14 protein-coding genes are annotated in these 17,371 nt (G+C 50.3%); 2 read left to right on the top strand and 12 right to left on the bottom strand.

Annotation, left to right across the window (positions count from 1 at the left end; all coding sequences use genetic code 11):
• Positions 1 to 129: 129 nt before the first annotated feature.
• The 4 genes from MRY86_RS05780 to MRY86_RS05765 all read right to left on the bottom strand — a co-directional run bounded on the left by MRY86_RS05780 (position 130) and on the right by MRY86_RS05765 (position 5,456).
• Complete coding sequence (locus tag MRY86_RS05780; protein ID WP_293569601.1) at positions 130 to 1,428, bottom strand: PQQ-dependent sugar dehydrogenase; 1,299 nt, start codon at positions 1,426 to 1,428, stop codon at positions 130 to 132.
• Positions 1,429 to 1,625: 197 nt separating this feature from the next.
• Positions 1,626 to 2,189 (bottom strand): fasciclin domain-containing protein, encoded by a 564-nt coding sequence (locus tag MRY86_RS05775; RefSeq protein WP_293569599.1) that lies wholly within the window; start codon positions 2,187 to 2,189, stop codon positions 1,626 to 1,628.
• Between the two features lie 255 nt (positions 2,190 to 2,444).
• A complete protein-coding gene (locus MRY86_RS05770) occupies positions 2,445 to 3,905 on the bottom strand; it encodes an SDR family oxidoreductase (protein WP_293569597.1) in 1,461 nt (486 codons plus the stop codon).
• Between the two features lie 591 nt (positions 3,906 to 4,496).
• The gene (locus tag MRY86_RS05765) at positions 4,497 to 5,456 is read right to left on the bottom strand and encodes a Fic family protein (RefSeq protein ID WP_293571054.1); all 960 of its coding nucleotides are present in this window, start codon (positions 5,454 to 5,456) and stop codon (positions 4,497 to 4,499) included.
• Between the two features lie 388 nt (positions 5,457 to 5,844).
• Between MRY86_RS05765 and MRY86_RS05760 the strand changes: the two genes are divergently transcribed.
• On the top strand, positions 5,845 to 6,417 hold the full coding sequence (locus MRY86_RS05760; RefSeq protein ID WP_293571052.1) for a Uma2 family endonuclease: 573 nt from the start codon (positions 5,845 to 5,847) through the stop codon (positions 6,415 to 6,417).
• Positions 6,418 to 6,553: 136 nt separating this feature from the next.
• On the opposite strand, the gene MRY86_RS05755 is transcribed toward MRY86_RS05760, so the two are convergent.
• The 4 genes from MRY86_RS05755 to MRY86_RS05740 all read right to left on the bottom strand — a co-directional run bounded on the left by MRY86_RS05755 (position 6,554) and on the right by MRY86_RS05740 (position 12,777).
• Positions 6,554 to 9,556, bottom strand: a complete 3,003-nt coding sequence (locus MRY86_RS05755; protein ID WP_293571051.1) for an SUMF1/EgtB/PvdO family nonheme iron enzyme — start codon at positions 9,554 to 9,556, stop codon at positions 6,554 to 6,556.
• 3 nt (positions 9,557 to 9,559) lie between these two features.
• The gene (locus MRY86_RS05750; protein ID WP_293565144.1) at positions 9,560 to 9,697 is read right to left on the bottom strand and encodes a hypothetical protein; all 138 of its coding nucleotides are present in this window, start codon (positions 9,695 to 9,697) and stop codon (positions 9,560 to 9,562) included.
• Positions 9,697 to 9,975, bottom strand: a complete 279-nt coding sequence (locus MRY86_RS05745; RefSeq protein WP_293565145.1) for a hypothetical protein — start codon at positions 9,973 to 9,975, stop codon at positions 9,697 to 9,699. The genes MRY86_RS05750 and MRY86_RS05745 overlap by 1 nt, the downstream gene beginning before the upstream one ends.
• 756 nt (positions 9,976 to 10,731) lie before the next feature.
• A complete protein-coding gene (locus tag MRY86_RS05740; RefSeq protein WP_293565146.1) occupies positions 10,732 to 12,777 on the bottom strand; it encodes a transketolase in 2,046 nt (681 codons plus the stop codon).
• Between the two features lie 326 nt (positions 12,778 to 13,103).
• Between MRY86_RS05740 and MRY86_RS05735 the strand changes: the two genes are divergently transcribed.
• Positions 13,104 to 13,541, top strand: coding sequence for a S24 family peptidase (locus MRY86_RS05735; protein WP_293565148.1), 438 nt, complete (start codon positions 13,104 to 13,106; stop codon positions 13,539 to 13,541).
• 8 nt (positions 13,542 to 13,549) lie between these two features.
• On the opposite strand, the gene MRY86_RS05730 is transcribed toward MRY86_RS05735, so the two are convergent.
• The 4 genes from MRY86_RS05730 to MRY86_RS05715 form a co-directional block, all read right to left on the bottom strand.
• On the bottom strand, positions 13,550 to 14,572 hold the full coding sequence (locus MRY86_RS05730; RefSeq protein ID WP_293565150.1) for a TerC family protein: 1,023 nt from the start codon (positions 14,570 to 14,572) through the stop codon (positions 13,550 to 13,552).
• A 268-nt stretch (positions 14,573 to 14,840) separates the two neighbouring features.
• Positions 14,841 to 15,224: a YqaE/Pmp3 family membrane protein gene (locus tag MRY86_RS05725; protein ID WP_293565152.1), complete on the bottom strand. Its 384-nt coding sequence runs from the start codon at positions 15,222 to 15,224 to the stop codon at positions 14,841 to 14,843.
• A gap of 123 nt (positions 15,225 to 15,347) precedes the next feature.
• On the bottom strand, positions 15,348 to 15,806 hold the full coding sequence (locus tag MRY86_RS05720) for a hypothetical protein (protein WP_293565154.1): 459 nt from the start codon (positions 15,804 to 15,806) through the stop codon (positions 15,348 to 15,350).
• A 132-nt stretch (positions 15,807 to 15,938) separates the two neighbouring features.
• Positions 15,939 to 17,363, bottom strand: a complete 1,425-nt coding sequence (locus MRY86_RS05715; protein WP_293565156.1) for an aminotransferase class V-fold PLP-dependent enzyme — start codon at positions 17,361 to 17,363, stop codon at positions 15,939 to 15,941.
• Between the last annotated feature and the right edge of the window lie 8 nt (positions 17,364 to 17,371).

Raw genomic sequence — 17,371 nt, 5'->3', positions numbered from 1 at the left:
TCAAAATACGAATGAATGTTCGTTAGCAAAGGTAAGAAAATGCCGGGGGAATCCGAAGGGCTGCCGGCCGCACATCCTGTAAATGAGAATGGTGCCCCTCGTCAAAAAGGGCACCATTCGTTTTTCAGTTTATCCGAGGTAGCGGACTTTCCAGACCTTACCCTCTACGGAGTCGGTAATGTAGAGGCTGCCATCGGGCCCGACTGCCAGTCCCGTGGGGCGGTGTTTGGCATCTTTGGGTTTCTCAATGGTCGTCTCAGCGGCGATATTGTCCACGAAGATTTCCCAGTCGCCGGTGGCTGAGCCGTTGCGCATGGGCACAAAAGCCACGAAGTAGCCTTTTTGGGGCAGCGGGGCCCGGTTCCAGGAGCCGTGGAAAGCGATGAAAACGCCCTCCCTGTACTTTTCGGGGTACTGATCGCTGTGGTAAAAGACCAGGTCATTTGGCGCCATGTGCCCGGGGAAGGCCACAACCGGCTCCTCGATGCCTTCACAGCGCCCCTGCTTTTCACCATCGCCCCCGTACTCCGGTGCCAGCACCTTTTTGCCCTGCTTGTGGTCGTAGTAGCAATAGGGCCAGCCAAAGTCGTCGCCATTATCGACCTTCAGGAATTCCTCAGAAGGGAGTTCGGCATTTTGCTCGTAGCTGTACATGCCCGGGAAGAGGTAGCTTAGCTGATCGCGCCCGTGCTGCATAGCGTACAGTTGATTGCCTTCATGATTGAACTGAATGCCAACGCAGTTGCGCAGCCCGGTGGCAAAGCGCTCGCCATTTGCCTGCTGCGTTTGCCCGGCCTGCATGGCATCAAACTGCCAGATGCCGCCTTGCCATTCCAACTGCGGGCAGGGGTCCATACCGGTTGACCCTTTGGTCCGGGCTTCTTTCATGCAGGCATTGGACGGGGCGCCTACATTGACATACAGGTGCCCATCGTTGTCGAAGGTGAGGGATTTGGCTTCGTGTGAGCCTTGTTGAGGGAAGCCGCTTACCACGAGCTCGCGGCTGTTTTCGTCCGGGACAAGGGCACCATCTTCCGGCAGTGGATAGCGGAAAACTTCTGTTGTGGAGGAGCAGTAAAGGTAGCCTTTGTAAATTTCCATCCCCGTACCGGTGTGTTCACCGAAATACGCAAGGGTGTCAGCTCGCCCATCACCATCATTATCGCGCAGGGCGGCAATACCTTTTCCGTCTTTTAGCTGTTGCAATTGTATGTAAATATCGCCATTGTTGCGTACCGCAATGTGCCGGGCTCTGCCTACCGAATCAGCCACCACTACGGCTTCAAAATTATCGGGCAGGATGAGCGTAGGATCTGACCAGCGGCTGGATTTCGCATTGGTTGTTTCTGGCAGCTCTTCAGATACATTGGTGTTGTTGGCGCAGGCTATAAGCCCGAGCAATAATGTTAAAGTCAGTAAATATCGCATGAGTAGTGGGTTGGTTCTTCTGTTCTAACAGATGGACAGGCGGGGGGTTCAGGAGGAGGAGAGCATCAATTCGACTGGTGTGGGGGCAGTAAGCAAAAAGACTTGGCAAAACCCTGATACGGGCACTTGCCAAGTCTGTTAAAGAGGCGTTTTAAGCCTGTTGTTTACGTTGATGCAGGTTGATATACCTTGCTTTGTTATGGCATCACCACGGTATCAATGACGTGAATGGTGCCGTTGGACGCCTCAAGGTCAGTCTTAAAGACCTGGGCACGGTTACCATTCTCATCAATCAGGTAGACGGCGTTGCCTTCCGCAATTGCTTTGAGTGCTGCACCATTGACAGTGGTCAGTGTAGCGGTGCCGTTGTTGGCTTTAATGGCTTTCACCACCTGATCGGCAGTGATTTTGCCAGGCACGACGTGGTAGGTCAGCAAGGCCTGCAGCTTCTCCTTGTTCTCTTCGAGCAGGAGCGTGGGTACGGTGCCTTCCGGCAGCTTCTCAAAAGCCGCATTGGTCGGCGCAAATACCGTGAATGGCCCGGGCTGTTGCAGGGTTTCTACCAGACCGGCAGCCTTTACGGCCGCGACAAGGGTGGTATGCATTTTGGAAGAAGCCGCTACGTCGACGATGTCCTTTTCGGCCATCATCTTGGTTTTTTCCTTCTTCATCTTTGCTTTACCATCGTACTGCGCCTGCAAGGGAGAACCTAAGAGCGCGACCATCATAATACTGGTTACTAATGCAATACAATTTTTCATAGCTTACTTTTCAATTAAAAAATGATTCAATCGGGTGATTTTCAACAGGCATACGAGCCTGAGCGCCGATTGGATTTTTTAAGGAACGGTTAAATAATAACTTTTCGATTCTGTCTTGTTATTATGCCGCCATACTTCGTTACTCTGCGGTCACGTAGCTTAGGCTATGCTCCCTTATCGCGCCTCGTCTGGCAGCATACTAACTGCGTCATTTATCGAAAACCTATTATTTGCCCGTTCCGTTGGGAAGTTTTTTTAGGAAACTTTGACTTTGGGCTGAAAACACTCGATATGCTTGGCCATATTCCCGAAAACAAAGTAATGGAAGGGCAGCACGGCTCCCCAGTACAGCCGTCCAAACAGTCCGAACGGCCGGAAGGTGGCTTTCTGCCGCAGGTAGGCTTGCCCGTCTTTGTGCTGAATGCGAAATTCCAGCCAGGCTTCACCGGGCAGCTTCATCTCGGCGTAAAGGAGAAGCCGTTGTTTGTCTTCGTCGGCAATGAGCACCCGCCAGAAGTCAAGGGCATCGCCATCGTGGATGCGGTTGGGATGGGTACGGCCCCGGCGCAGGCCGATGCCGCCGACGAGCTTGTCCAGGTAGCCCCGCAGCTTCCACAGCCAGTTGGCGTAGTACCAGCCGCGCTTTCCCCCGATGCTGACTACATTTTGCCAAACCTGGTCAGGGGTATTGTGGGTAATGGCGACCTTCTGCTCATCTACAAAACAGCCGTACTCGGGCACTTCAATGTAGCGGTTGAGCGACGCTTTGTCTGAGCTGGACACCAGGGAGTCTTTCCAGCTGCTGACCACCATATTCTGCTGTATCTTATCGAAAGCCAGGGCTACCGCTTGTTCGTAGGGGATAGGGTCGATGCCCAGCTCTTCTGCCAGATTGTTGGGGCGGCAGATGACGTCTATTTTCATGCTATTCACAAGATTGACGGCCAATTCGTAGGTGGTAGAGGTCACAAAGTACAGCCAGTAGGAAGACAAACGGGGCGTCATGACCGGCACCACATAGAGTGACCGCTTCAAACCCCGGGCACGGGCGTAGCCGAGCAGCATTTCCTTGTAGGTCAGGATATCCTCAGCACCAATATCGAAGTTTTTGCCGTAGTACTGCTCTTTGCGCATTACGCCCGTCAGGAATTTGATCACATCGCGTATCGCAATCGGCTGACAGCGGGTACTTACCCAGCGCGGGGCAATCATGACCGGCAGTTTTTCCACCAGGTCGCGGATGATTTCAAAAGAGGCACTACCGGAGCCGATGATAATACCGGCGCGCAGTGCGGTGAGGGGCACCTTGCCGCTATCCAGTATTTGCTCTACGCGCAGCCTGGACTCGAGGTGGCTCGACAGTTCATCGCTGTTGACAATACCCGTGAGGTAAATGATCTGCTGACAGGTCGTTTGCTCCACAAAAGCATTAAAATGCGTAGCGGCCTGCTCCTCCAGGGATTTAAAGTCGTCAATGGCAGCAGACAGGGAGTGGATGAGATAGAAGGCTACATCGAATTCCCTGGGCGCTTCCTGCATATCCACGGGTTTCAGGAAATCAACCTGAAAAACGTCCACCTGCTCTTCCCACCCTTCCGGCACGTCAAAGGTCGTGGCGTTACGGGCACAGCAAATGACCTTGTGCCCGTCTTCCAAGAGCACGGGCAGCAGCCGTCTTCCGATATAGCCGGTCGCGCCGGTGAGTAAGATACGCATGTGGCGTTGTTTTGTTGTTGGAACGGTATGCCGGGGCGGAGGTTCAATGCCGGGTGGGAAGCTTAGTCACTGCAATGCCATGATCAGCTGTACCTCTCCAGTTCTGGATTAGGATGATTCGTGTTACTACTTTTTCCGTAGTAGCTCAGTTCTGCACATCAATTCCGGGACCTCCTGCTTTTCAGAGGATTAAAATAGGAATTTGGTGGTGATAAAAGGTATCCTGGGCGTATTTTTTACTCTAAGTCAGGTGGCGACTTTTGGAGTCGCGACCTGACAGCCTTGCCAAATGGACTATACTGACGATTAAGTGGTTTGCCACAGCAAACCTACTCAATGCCTGCCTTCGTATCGATACTTCGGCAGACAGGTCAGCATTTACGCTGGGAAGCGGCTTGCTTCGATGTCGCAAATCCAAGATCCCGACATTTATCGTCGGTGACAACTTCGTATTGCGTATAACCTATGACACCAGCTACCAAAGCCATATTGCCCCTCTACCGGTTCAGCGCAGCGGCTTTTCCATCTCCATTTTCCTCTAGAAGATTTTTACCGGCATGGCATGTAGCCTGTGTTAGGCAAAGTCCATTTTTATTTGAATTCATATTTCGCTAACCTGTTTTCACCTTTCTTTTTTAAAACTCCTAAGTCTACTCCTTTTTTTAAATCTCTTGTTGCTGTAGCTGTGGATATATCCTTAAATACCCTCAGGTAATCTTTCCTGGTAAATTCCTTCAAATCTGTTTGTTCCTTAAAATATTGCAACCTCTCCTCATCACTAAAGGATTTTCTCTGATCTTCTATTAAATCGCTCAGACTTATTTTTATCATTCCAAGCATGAATTCTACAAACTTAGTACATAGGCCTTTTTTATCTGATTCTGATAACGCTTCGTAATACTTTTCTTGATTTTTCTTAATCTCTATTTCTATCGGTAAATACTCAAATACTGGATTCTCCTGCATTAATATCAATGTTTGCCATAACCTGCCCATTCTACCATTTCCATCCATGAATGGGTGTATAAACTCCATTTCGTAATGGAATACACAGCTTTTTATGATTTGATTGTCTTCACTCTCTTTCAAATAGGTAAATAAATTGCTCATCAAATTACTTACATTCCATGCAGGAGGCGCCATATGTGCTATCTGTTCTCCTTTAAATACCCCAACCCCTTTTGCCCTGTATTTTCCAGCATTATCCACTAATCCAGACATTAATATTTTGTGTGCCAATAAATAGGATTCTTCACTGTATGGATCAAAATCCCTCAGTTTATTGTAGACTTCAATTGCATTTTGAACCTCTTTTATATCTTTTGCCGGACCTATAATCCTTTTGTTTTCGAATATCGCTGTTACTTGATCTAACGACAAGGTGTTACCTTCAATCATCAGGGAGGACTGAATCGTCTTTATCCTGTTCTCCCGTCGTAAATTTGTTTGAGGTTTTCTTAGATATGTTGCGTCAACTATCCCTATCAATTTACCAACTTCTATTGATAGGTTAATTATTTTAGAGGTTCCCTCGTAGTACTTTTGAATCATGATGCCATCATTTGATCGCATCAAATATACAAAACGATCAATTAGTTAGGCCCTATAGCATCATTTTATTCACAAGTATCGATCTACTAATTTCTTTATATAATTGAGCCTAACTATACTGACGATTAAGTCAGCACTAGTGCCTCAGGTCATAGATCGCTGTACGGGGGCAACCTTTCAGCCTAGTCTCAGGCCGCGATTTGGTCAAACCCCGGGAGCACTCCCTGTCCGACGTTTTTAATTAATGAAGTCGGTCCTTTCTCCCGAGCCCTCTGCGTCAAGAACACACAATGCCACCTAACTTGAAGCCACTTCAGTGGACGCGCTCTGTCATCTCACACCTTGCCCCTTCCTCCAAATAGGCTTATCTTTGATCAAAAGTATTCTTATGACACAGCAAGCCACCAAAGCAATACTACCTATACACCGGTTTAGTATTGATGATTACCATCAAATGGGAGAGGCAGACTTGTTCGAGGGCAAGCGTGTGGAGTTGCTCGAAGGTCAAATTATTGATATGTCCCCAATAAAGCCTAAACACGCCGGCGCAGTTGCGTTCCTAATCCATCACCTCAGCCGGCAACTATCAGACGACTACATTGTGAACGCACAAAACCCCATCGCCCTCAGCGACCATAGCGAACCTGAGCCGGATATCAGCGTACTCCGCTACCGGGCAGACTTTTACCAGCGCTCCCACCCACAACCCGAAGACATCCACCTCCTCATCGAAGTCTCCGACACCAGCCTTGACAAAGACCAAAAAGTGAAGCTGCCGCTCTACGCCGCCGCCGGTATCCCGGAGGTGTGGATTGTCAATCTGCCGGAAAAGCAGCTGGAGCAGTACACCGAGCCCACTACGGACGGCTACCGCCTGATCCGGATTTACCGGGCAGGGGATACGCTGGAGCTGGATTGGATTAAAGGTAGATTGGAGATGGGGCGGTTGTTTGGGGAGTAGAAAAGCGCAGCAGTAGAGTCTTCACCATCCATGGGTTACCAACACCACTGCTGCAAACGGTCAGAGCCGTTGTTTTTGTCTCTGCACAGCAGAGAACAGGGCATACACCTGTTCATCGGTAGCCATCCAGCTTTTCCTATGAGCTGCGGGCAAGACGGAAACCGACATTGTTGTCACGGCAACTAACACCCCATAAGTTACGATTAGTAGGACGGCAGTGTCGAGAGATGCTGCTCCAGCTACCGCCTCGAAGCACCCGCTCTAGGCCCGAACTGGGTCCTTTAGGGTTAGTCTGAGAATGAGAAGTATATTTTCCATAAAAATCTGAGCACCACTCCCAAACATTACCACTCATATCGTATAACCCCAACTGATTGAGCTGCTTCGATCCTACCGGTTGCGTCTTTTTTCCGCTGTTATCCTTATACCAGCCTACCTGATCCAGCGTATTACTCCCACTGTATAAATTATTGTTCTGAGCCTCACCTTCTCCACCCCGGGCGGCGTACTCCCATTCCGCTTCGCTGGGCAAGCGGTACTGCCCCCCGATCTTGGCGTTCAGTTTTTCGATAAATTCCTGCACATCGTTCCAGCTTACATTTTCCACCGGGCAGTTTGGACAGTTTTTAAAATAGCTTGGGTTTCCTCCCATCACAGCTTCCCACAGAGCCTGGGTGACCGGATACCTTCCAAGGTAATAATCCGGTAAATTGACTATATGACAAGGTTTTTCCTCTTTATAACCCTTTCCATCCCGCAATTCATTCTTCCAGCCCATCCAAAAAGTACCGCCGGGTATGTGCAGCATACCTTCGCTTAGCTCAACCAACTCGGCTGGAAGGTCGAGCTTGAGGGGCTTAGGTTTGGAAGCAGATGACTTTGTTGTTTTTCTCTCGGTCTTGGGCGGAGTTTTCGGCTTCTCAAAGTCTATCATTAATTCTTTCTTACGCTGCTTCGCCCGTTTTGCAAAAGTCCCTTCTGGAAAGCGGTCCAGATAGTCTCGAGCAAGGCGAAACCCAACGTTGTATTGTCTACTAGAGAAGCTATTCCAGTTGCGATTCGCAACACGACAGTTCTCTGAATCATTGAGCCAGGATCCGCCACGAAAAACACGTCGGAAACGATTTTTATGATTCCATTCTAACCAGGCTCTCCCGTCCTGAGGTGCTCCCCCATAATCTTTTTGCCATCTATCCTGAACCCATTCCCAAACATTACCACTCATGTCAAAAAGCCCTAGCTGATTGGGGTTTTTCTGTCCTACTGGGTGCGTCTTTCTTCCACTATTCTCATTGTACCAGCCTACCTGATCCAACGAATTGCTTCCACTGTACAAATAGTTATCCTGTGCGCCGCCTTCTCCACCACGGGCGGCATACTCCCATTCTGCTTCGGTAGGAAGACGGTAATTTTCACCCGTTTTAACATTTAGCTTTTTGATAAATTCCTGTACGCTCTCCCAGCTTACGTTTTCTATCGGGCAGTTTGGACAACCCTTAAATTTGCTTGGGTTTTCACCCATTATCGCCTCCCACTGCAACTGCGTGACTGGGTACTTCCCCAGATAATAGTCCGACAAACTTACTTCATTATAATGTTTCTCGCGATCAATCCCCTTTTTACCCTTCCAGTCCATCCAAAAAGTGCCACCGGGTATGTGCAGCATACCTTCGCTTAGCTCAACCAACTCCGCTGGAAGGTCGAGCTTGAGGGGCTTAGGTTTGGAAGCAGATGACTTTGTTGTTTTTCTCCCGGGCTTGGGCGGAGTTTTCGGCTTCTCAAAGTCTATCATTAATTCTTTCTTACGCTGCTTCGCCCGTTTTGCAAAAGTCCCTTCTGGAAAGCGGTTCAGAAATTTCTCGTAAGCTGCGACGGTATCGGCTTGTTGTGTACTTTGCCATTCTTTTTCCTCCTCTAGTCGTTTTTTTTCATTTAGAGCTTCTTTTCGGTACTTCCCGCTTGGATAATTCTTGATATAATTGTCATAAGACAGTGTAGTATCATAAGCTTTGGCAGCCTCCCATACCATTTCTTCATTAGGTTTGAGATACTCTGGTTTCGGAGCAGGTGGCTTTGTTATTTTCGCTTTGGACTTGGGCGGACTTTCTGGCTCTCCATAGCCGCTCAGCAACTCCTCCTGCCGCTTTTTCGCTTGCGCAGCAAAAGCCCCATCGGGAAATCGGTTTAAGAATTCAAAATAGGCGGAGAGGGTATCGGCTTGTTGTGCCCTTTGCCAGTGGGCTTCCTCCTCCAAGCGTCGTATCGCAGCTAAGGCGTCCGCCCGATATTTACCATTGGGATACTCCCGGTTGTAGTTGAAGTAGGCAAAAATAGTATCCGTCGCTTTGGCAGCTGCCCAGGCTGTCTCTTCATCGCCCACCGGCATAAACACAAACTGCCCCTGATCATCCCCCTTCACATCAATATTCTTAAAAATGGGCGTCTGTCGGCCCTGCGTGGCGGCGGCTACGGCATCCCGCAACTGCGTAAAGAGCTGATCGACCGGCAGGGGCTGCTGATTGTGGCGCAGGGCGCGCAGCAGTTCCTTGGCGAAGGGGCTGTTGTCGCCCGCCTGCCCGTCGAGGGCGCGCTCGCGGCTGTGGCTGGCGGAAATGCCCCAGCGGGAGCGACGGCTGTGCAGCAATTGCCGGGTGGCGCTTTTGAAGGTGACGAAAAAGGAGCCGGCAAAACAGGCATCGGCAATGACGAGGGTGTGGAAGGACTCCACTTGATTCAGGCGGCGCTTGATGCTGCTCGCGGCAATCCAGCCTTCGTCTTCGCCGGGCTTGCCTTCTATGGGTATCCAGTAGCCTTCCTCGTCTTCGATCTCCCCGTGGCCGGAGAAGTAGACGATAAGGCTGTCGTCTTCCTGTACTTTATGGCGCAGGTCCTTGAGCTGGCGCAGCACTTGGGTGCGGGTGGCTTGCGCATCGTACAGCTCGTAGGTGCGCTCCGGGCTGACCTGATACTGCTGCTGCATGAGCGCTGTGAAGTCTTTGGCGTCCTTTACGCAGTTGCTCAGGGGCGGGCAGTGGGCGTAGGCGTCCACACCGATGACCAGCAGGTGGGTGTGCCCTTGCTGTTGCAGGGCCATTTGCTGCATGGCTTCGTAGTCTAGTCCCTTGTGCTGCTCTGGCAAAATCTATTTTTTGTGAGCAATATACGGATTTTGGGCAATGTTGTTGTGTTTGGGGTTAGGCTCACGTTTATCTATCTCTTCTTTTACCTCAGATTGCCTTGCATAAATTAAAATAATATTGGTATCAAGCAAATAGTCCATTAATCGAGCATTGACAGCAATTCTTCAATTGGTTCTTCTATTTTTAAATCCTCTGCTAATTCGTCAAATTCTTTTTTAGAGATAGGTTTGTACCCTTGTTCGTGCTTCAATTGTTCAATAGACATCTCTTCTCTAACAGGTTTGATGATTTTATGCCAATCTTTTCTTGATTTCAATTCTTGTAAATATTCTTCCAACTCAATAAGCTCATCTTCATTATTGATGTCAGTTATTTCTTCTATGAGTCTGTACTTTATATTTGATAAATCCTTAGTCATCAGCCACTTATTTAGTTTACTGTTGAACACATGAACTTGCATGATCATCTTATCTTATCAAGTTAAGAACTTTTCACATGTTTTTCAATCTTTTTAATTAATGATAAGGGCAAACGCATCAAAATGAGAACATGCCACGGAACACGTTAGATTGGGTGGCGGCTGCCGAAATTGCATGTTCGACGGAGGAGTTTGCGAATTTCTAGCGTTTTTGCTTCCTTTTTTGGTCCCGGTTTACCGGAAAAAAAAGGAAGAGCCCAGCCCATAAGGGCTCGTACGTGGCTGGCTTGAGGCGAGAATTGAACTAACCCCCTTCTTCAGGAGCTTTTGCACTACGTTTTCGTGGAAACCGCGTTTGGTGCGTTTGCCCTAATTAATGATTGCCACGAACACTTGGCAATAGCTTAGATTAAGCTCTACACCAGCAGCCCAAGGCTCCTGCCCTGTCGGGGAGCTTCCCTCCCGGTACTTTACCGGGATCCGATAGGTTTTTCCAGACCAAAGCTGGGGCAGAGCTCTTACGGAAATGCTAGGCTCAAGCTCTACACCAGCAACGCTTTGATCCTGTTGGGGAGCTAGTATGCTATCATATTTAAGGACCCCGGGAGAAGGGAGTGCTCCCGGGGTCATCTGCTTTAAGTCAGATCGCAACTCTGGAGTCGCTGCCTGACAGACCAGCCAGCAGTAACAACAAGCGCCATCCCCGCAAAAAACAGGAAATGGCGCTCATCCATTTATCAATGAAGCGATATGCTTTTACTCAAAATCCTCCAGGTAGCTCACCGCACCTTCGTAGACGCGCTCAGCAGTGAAGCCGAATTTATCATCCAGTACGGTGTAGGGGGCGGACTCCCCGAAGTGGTCCAGGCCTGCGACCTCTCCCAGAGGGCCAACCAGGCCGCGCAGGGTGACCGGCAGGCCGGCGGTAAGGCCGTAGGTCGGCACATCGTAGGGCAGCACGTCCAGCTGATAGCTGATGGGCTGATTGCGGAAGAGGCCTTCGGATGGAGCGGAGACAACCCGTACATTGAGCTTTTTCTTCTCGCGCAGCAGCTTGGCGCCCTCGATCAGGGTAGCGACTTCGGAGCCATTGCCGACCAGGATGAGATCAGGGTTGCCGCGCTCTTCCTTTTGGACGATGTAGGCACCTTTTTCGGCTGCCTTAGCAGCTTCGTAGCGGCTGCCATTGGCGGGTAGGCTTTTGATGTCCTGACGGGAAAGGATGAGCCCGCTCGGCCCGTGGGTGTTTTCCAGGGCTAACTGCCAGGCGACGGTTGTTTCGTCCACATCAGCAGGGCGCAGGGCGGTAAAGCTGTTGCGGCCGGAGTGGTTCTGCAGATGCTCCAGCAGGCGGATTTGAGCCTCTTGCTCGATGGGTTGGTGCGTGGGGCCGTCCTCGCCTACCCGGAAGGCATCGTGCGTCCAGATGAAAATTACCGGCTGCTCCATCAGCGCGGCGAGGCGGATGGTCGGCTTCATGAAGTCGGAGAAGACGAAGAAGGTTGCGCAAACCGGGATAACGCCACCGTGCAAAGCCATACCCGTGCACAGTGCTGCCATAGTCAGCTCGGAAACGCCAGCCTGCAGAAAGGCACCGCTAAAGTCGCCTTTAACAAAAGAAGTGGTCTTCTTGAGGAAGGCATCCGTTTTATCGCTATTGGAAAGGTCGGCAGAAGCGACAATCATATTGTCGAGGTGATCTGCCAGATAGCTAAGCACGGCACCGGAAGCGCTACGGGTAGCCTGATCGGGCTTTTGTTTGATACCAGCCCAGTCAAGCTCCGGCAGCTCACGGGAAAGGTACTGCTCCAACTTATCCGCCAGCTCCGGGTTTTCGGAAGCCCAGGCTTCCTGTTCGGCCCGCTTTTGTTCGGCATAAGCGTGCTTTTCGGTCTTCACCTCTTCGTAGAATTCTGCCACTTCCGGGAAAACCGCGAATGGGTTATCCGGGTCGCCACCCAGCGCCTTAACGGTTTTCTCAAAAGAGGCACCGGCACCGCTCAGCGGCTTGCCGTGGGTGGACACCTGACGCTCGAAGGACTCGCCTTCTTCAGTTACTGCTCCCTTACCCATGATGGTCTTGCCAATAATGAGGGAAGGGCGGTTCGTTTCCGCTACAGCGGCATCCAATGCCTTACGGATGGCATCAGGATCGTTGCCCTCAATCGTCTGCACGTGCCAGCCCCAGGCTTCGTATTTCTTGCCTGTATCCTCGTCCATAACTTCGCTGACTTCGCTTGACAGCTGAATGTCATTAGCATCGTAGAACATCACCACATTGCCCAGGCCAAGGTAGCCTGCCGTACGCCCGGCACCCTGTGCAATCTCTTCCTGAATGCCGCCATCAGAGATGTAAATGTAGGTTTTGTGCGCTGTCCACTCCCCAAAACGGTGGGCCAGGAAGCGCTCAGCAATTGCGGCACCGATGCCAAAAGTGTGCCCCTGTCCCAGCGGACCGGAAGTATTCTCCACACCACGGGCTACGTCGATCTCCGGGTGGCCCGGCGTTGGGCTGCCCCACTGCCGGAAATTTTCAAGGTCTTCTGTGCTGTAATGCCCCAGCAGGTGGAGTTGGCTGTACAGCATCGCGGACATATGGCCGGGGTCAAGAAAGAACCGGTCACGGAAGGGCCAGGCTGTGTCTTTGGGGTCGTAGTTCATGTACTCCGTGAACAGGATGTGCATAAAGTCTGCACCGCCCATAGCGCCGCCGGGGTGACCGGAGCTCGCTTTTTCCACCATTGCGGCGGAAAGCACACGGATGTTGTCTGCGGCTTTTTGTGTGATTGTAGGATCTGCCATGTTAAAAGGAATAAGGTTTTGGTAATCAAAATAAAGTAAGCTGCCGGGAACGATCAAAGCCGTAGAGGATAGTTCGAACAGCGCCAGCCTCCAGCCACACGGGCCTTTTGCTTCGCATTCCTGCGCCATACGCTTACTTCAGTTTCAAAGGATGCCCAATTCCGGATGTTCAGCCGGCCCTCTGATTTTCGCCCGAAGATAGCTAAACTCTGAGGTATTTCGGAAGCTGGGGGGAAGCGGAAAACAATTCTGAATAAAAAACCACACAAATACTTGCATTAAAAACTTTTTGTTTTTAAAATTGTATTAACAAAACAAAATGTGCGATGGTAAAAATACGGTCCTACGAGGATTTTCAGACCGTCCCTGTTGTGGACATGGACGAGATGACCCCCTACCTGCAAGTAGAGGCTAGTGATGGCAAAAGCTTTCCGCTACCAGGCGAGGAGTACAACTTCATCAGGCTGGATTTGAGCCTGGCGCTCATCCGCCACCCGGCACATACCTTTTTTCTGAGGGTCAGCCAGGAAACACTGGGCAGTGAAGGCTTTCTGCCCGGGTATATTGCAGTTGTTGACCGGCAGGCCACGCCACGCCACCGGGACATTATAGTCGCCTATTTTGAAGGCAGTTTTATCGTATGCCGCCTGCACATGCAAGAAGAAGAGATTAGCATTCAAACTGATGAAGAAACAGTTCAACTAGAGCCAGATATGGAATTTGCCATTTGGGGCGTAGTAAAAGATATGCTTATCCCCAGATAGCAATGCCCTTACTGCTCCTTCCCCTCTGCACGGGCATCCAACTGCCTGGAAGCAGACTCAGCAATATCCTGCGCGGCTTCTTCTGCCGGGGCTTCTTCCGCTTTAGGCGCTTTGTAAAGGGAAAATAGCACCCCAGCACCCAGAGATACGAAAATGACGATTAGGGACAACCATTCTGGAATATGAATCTGATGCACCAATAGCATCTTCACGCCTACATAGGCGAGGATGAAAACAAGTGCGTGCTGCAGGTACTTGAAGCGATCCAGTACAGACGCTAGCACGAAGTACAGGGAACGCAGTCCCAGAATGGCAAAAATATTGGACGTGAAGACCAGGAAGGGGTCTGTTGTAATGGCAAAAATGGCAGGGATACTGTCAAAGGCGAACATCACATCCGTGGTTTCCACCACCATAAGCGCAACGAACAATGGCGTTGCCGCGGTGATGTGTTTGCGTTTCACAAAGAAATGCTCTCCGTCAAACTCTTTAGTTACTGGAATGAGCCGGCTTACGTATTTGATTACCGGATTCTTATTGGGGTGGGCAGCCTCATGTGAAGACCACATCTTGTAGGCAGAGTAAAGCAGAAATACGCCAAACACATAAGTCAGCCATGCAAATTTCTGAATCAGGACGACGCCAAGGAAAATCATGATGCCACGGAACACCAAGGCACCAAGAATGCCCCAAAACAAAACCCGGTGCTGGTACTTTTGTGGAATACTGAAATAAGAGAAAATCATGGCAATCACGAAGATATTGTCCATGCTTAGGGACTGCTCGACCAGGTAGCCGGTCAGGTACTTGAGCACAGCATCTTTTGCAGTGAGGGATTCAGGATTCGCGATCCATCCATTGCCGTAAGCAAAATATACAAACACACTGAATAGCAAAGAAAGGCTCACCCACAACGTTGTCCACCCCAATGCCTCACGCGTGGTAATGGCATGAGGATTGCGGTTGAAAACGCCCAGGTCGAGGGCCAGAAGAAAAAACACAAGGGTGATAAACCCGATCCAGATGAACATGTAGTTGCTTTTTAGCAGGAAGATCCGCTGCCTTTTTTGCGCTCTGTGTAGGAGCGCTGTTGTTAGACGCAGAAATGCGGCTTTGTCACCGATCCTTTCAAACTATAAATGCATGGAAAAGAGGGTTTGTTGATTTTGCCCTGCTACAAACGACAAGCCTACCGGTACTCCCGGTAATTCTTTACATTTCACCTACAAACAAACAGCCGCAGGCGCTTTCTCAGTTAAGCGCCTGCGGCTGATAAGGCAAATACCTAAATTTTTCAAGTTACCCTAAGATCACTATAAGTGTGTAAATCAATCCGGGGAGGTAAAATAGCACGGTAAGAAGCAGTGAAATCAATACCCTTGTGGTCAGTGCGCCTTCAAAAAGCAACATTCCTAAAGGTGGAAGCAAAATGGTAATGATTATGAGCAGCAGCGCATTCTCCGATATATCAGCCTTACGCCAGTCCTTGATGGCTGCACGGATCGCCTTCCGTTTAGCACGGCGTTCCTGCCGTTTCTTCTTACGGATTTCCCGCTTGGTTAGTTGGGGGGCTTCTTCTGCTGCAATTTCAGTGGCAGCTGTTTGGACAGCGGCAGCCGCATGGGCAGGAACCACGGCAATAAGGCTGAACAGTAAGGTCAGGGATAGTAGTAATGCTTTCATAAATACATAGGTTTTGGTAAAGTAAAACGGGTACACAATACCCAGTGCAACATATAAGTTACCTTTACTTTACCGGAAAACAAAAGCCATGTTCACTACTATCCCAAAAAATACCAACTTAAATCAGACCGGGTCTATCATTGGCAAATCGGTCACCTTTGCTTCTTTGGGCCCGATACTCAACCAACCGATAAACCCACCGGAGGCCTTGGCTACATGGCCTGCCAGGCTCAACAGCCCCTCGTAAAAATGGCGGGCCTGCCGCTTATCAATTTTTTTGAGTACAGGATTGACTTTAGAAAGCCGGCTAACCAGCTCTGCCTGACGTGGTTCCGTGTCCCTTGGCAATTCCAGGATCATAGCCAGTAACCGCTCATGAAGTTCCTGGTCCAGTTTTTCATAAAACGCCATCCATTCCGGATGAAAATCGAAAGACCGGACATGAGCTACTTTTTCACTGGCTGCCAGTTCTGAATCGTCGATTATTCCATCAGCACCAGCAACAAGCAAGACCACCTGAGGCACGGCATCGTACAATACTTTCTGGTCCTGAGGCGAAAGGGCATCGATACTTTTAAACATATATTTCTTGTTTTTAAATTTGGCTTTATCGTTCGCAGATGGGTTGGTGCTTTTGAAACAAAAATAGGTTTTTACGGCAAAAATTGCAGTGGCATAAATCATCAATTCTGTTTTTTTCCGTTTCTTTTAGGGTTACCGCCGAAACGGGTTGAAGCTAAGCAAACGATTCGCCCAGCCCATCCACTTAGCAGGTTCAGGTTCGGTAGAGGTGTCCTCCTCTACGGGCTCTCCGTACAAGGTTTCAAACATTTTACGCACATTTTGCGCCACCATTCCCCGGAAGGGGATCCTTGCCATAAGCCCATAGAGTGCCGCATTGCCTTCCGCATTCGCTTTAGGGTTCGCTTTCGCGAAAGCGATCGCTGCCCGCAAATCAGCGATGTAAGTTTCCAGTACTGGCAAATTCTGAGGCATAACCGTCACGTGGATGCAGTTGGGGCGCTGCTGCCGGTCTACATACCAGCCTTTTTCTGCAAGTGCATCTGCGATTACGAAAATATCCGGCCGGTTATTCCGGGTCTTAAAAGCCAGGATATTCATACAAGGTGCGCCAATCCATTCCAGCTCCGGTATGCTTTCAATCGCGGCTTTGAGCTGATCCACCCCCACCATTACCTGACGGGCGAGCTCCAGGTACCGCTGCCGCCCGAGGCTGTTCATCGCGGCCCAGGCTGCTGCGATAGGGCCGCCGGAACGTGACCCAAGAAGCGTAGCTGAAGCGTAAATGCCTCCTGCCCAGTCGGTGGTTATAAAAAACTGATGCCTGAGGTAGGTCATACTCCGGTACAACAAGACCGAGCTGCCCTTTGCCCCGTAGGCAAACTTGTGCGTATCTGCGGACATGGAAGTGACGCCAGGCAGCCGGAAGTCCCACGGATGGACGAGTTCTGGTCGCAACTGCTCCACCCATGGCAACATGAACCCCCCAATGCAGGCATCCACATGAAAAGGCAACTGATGCTGCTGTGCGATCTGAGCAATAGATGGAATCGGGTCGAGTAACCCATGCGGATAAGAAGGTGCAGAAGCAGCAAGCATCAAAGTCTTGGGCCCGATCCTCAGCCGCATGGCTTCCACATCTGCTTTCCCATCTTCTCCCACTTCCACTTTCTTTATTTGAAGCCCAAGGATGTGAGCTGCTTTCTCGAAAGCCGGGTGGATGGTAGCCGGCGCGACCACTTCGGTACAGCCTCGTTTGGCCTTACGTCCCCACTCCCGATAGGTGTACAGCGCCAGGAAAATGCTCTCCGTGCCGCCGGAAGTCATCGTTCCTGCAACCTGCTCATCCCCGTGCAGCATGCCCGCCGTCATAGCAACTACTTCTTTTTCCATACGCTGAAGGCTCTCAAAGGCGAAGGGGTTGATGTAGCTTTCTGAGAAGAATAGGTTCGAGGCCTGCTTTAAAAACTTATTATGGGCTTCATCCACCTGATAAACCATACTCCAGGTGCGGCCTTCCTTCCAGCGGGCATCACCAGACTTAAAACTTTCCATTTCTGCCAGCAGCTTTTCCGGATCCCGGCCCGTCTCAGGTATTCGCTTTTTATCAGTACTCATGGTGGCGA

Origin of the sequence: Phaeodactylibacter sp., assembly GCF_022763345.1 — a bacterium.
Lineage (GTDB): Bacteria > Bacteroidota > Bacteroidia > Chitinophagales > Saprospiraceae > Phaeodactylibacter.
Note: the sequence above shows the minus strand (reverse complement) of the source record. Positions and strands in the feature narration are given on the sequence as shown.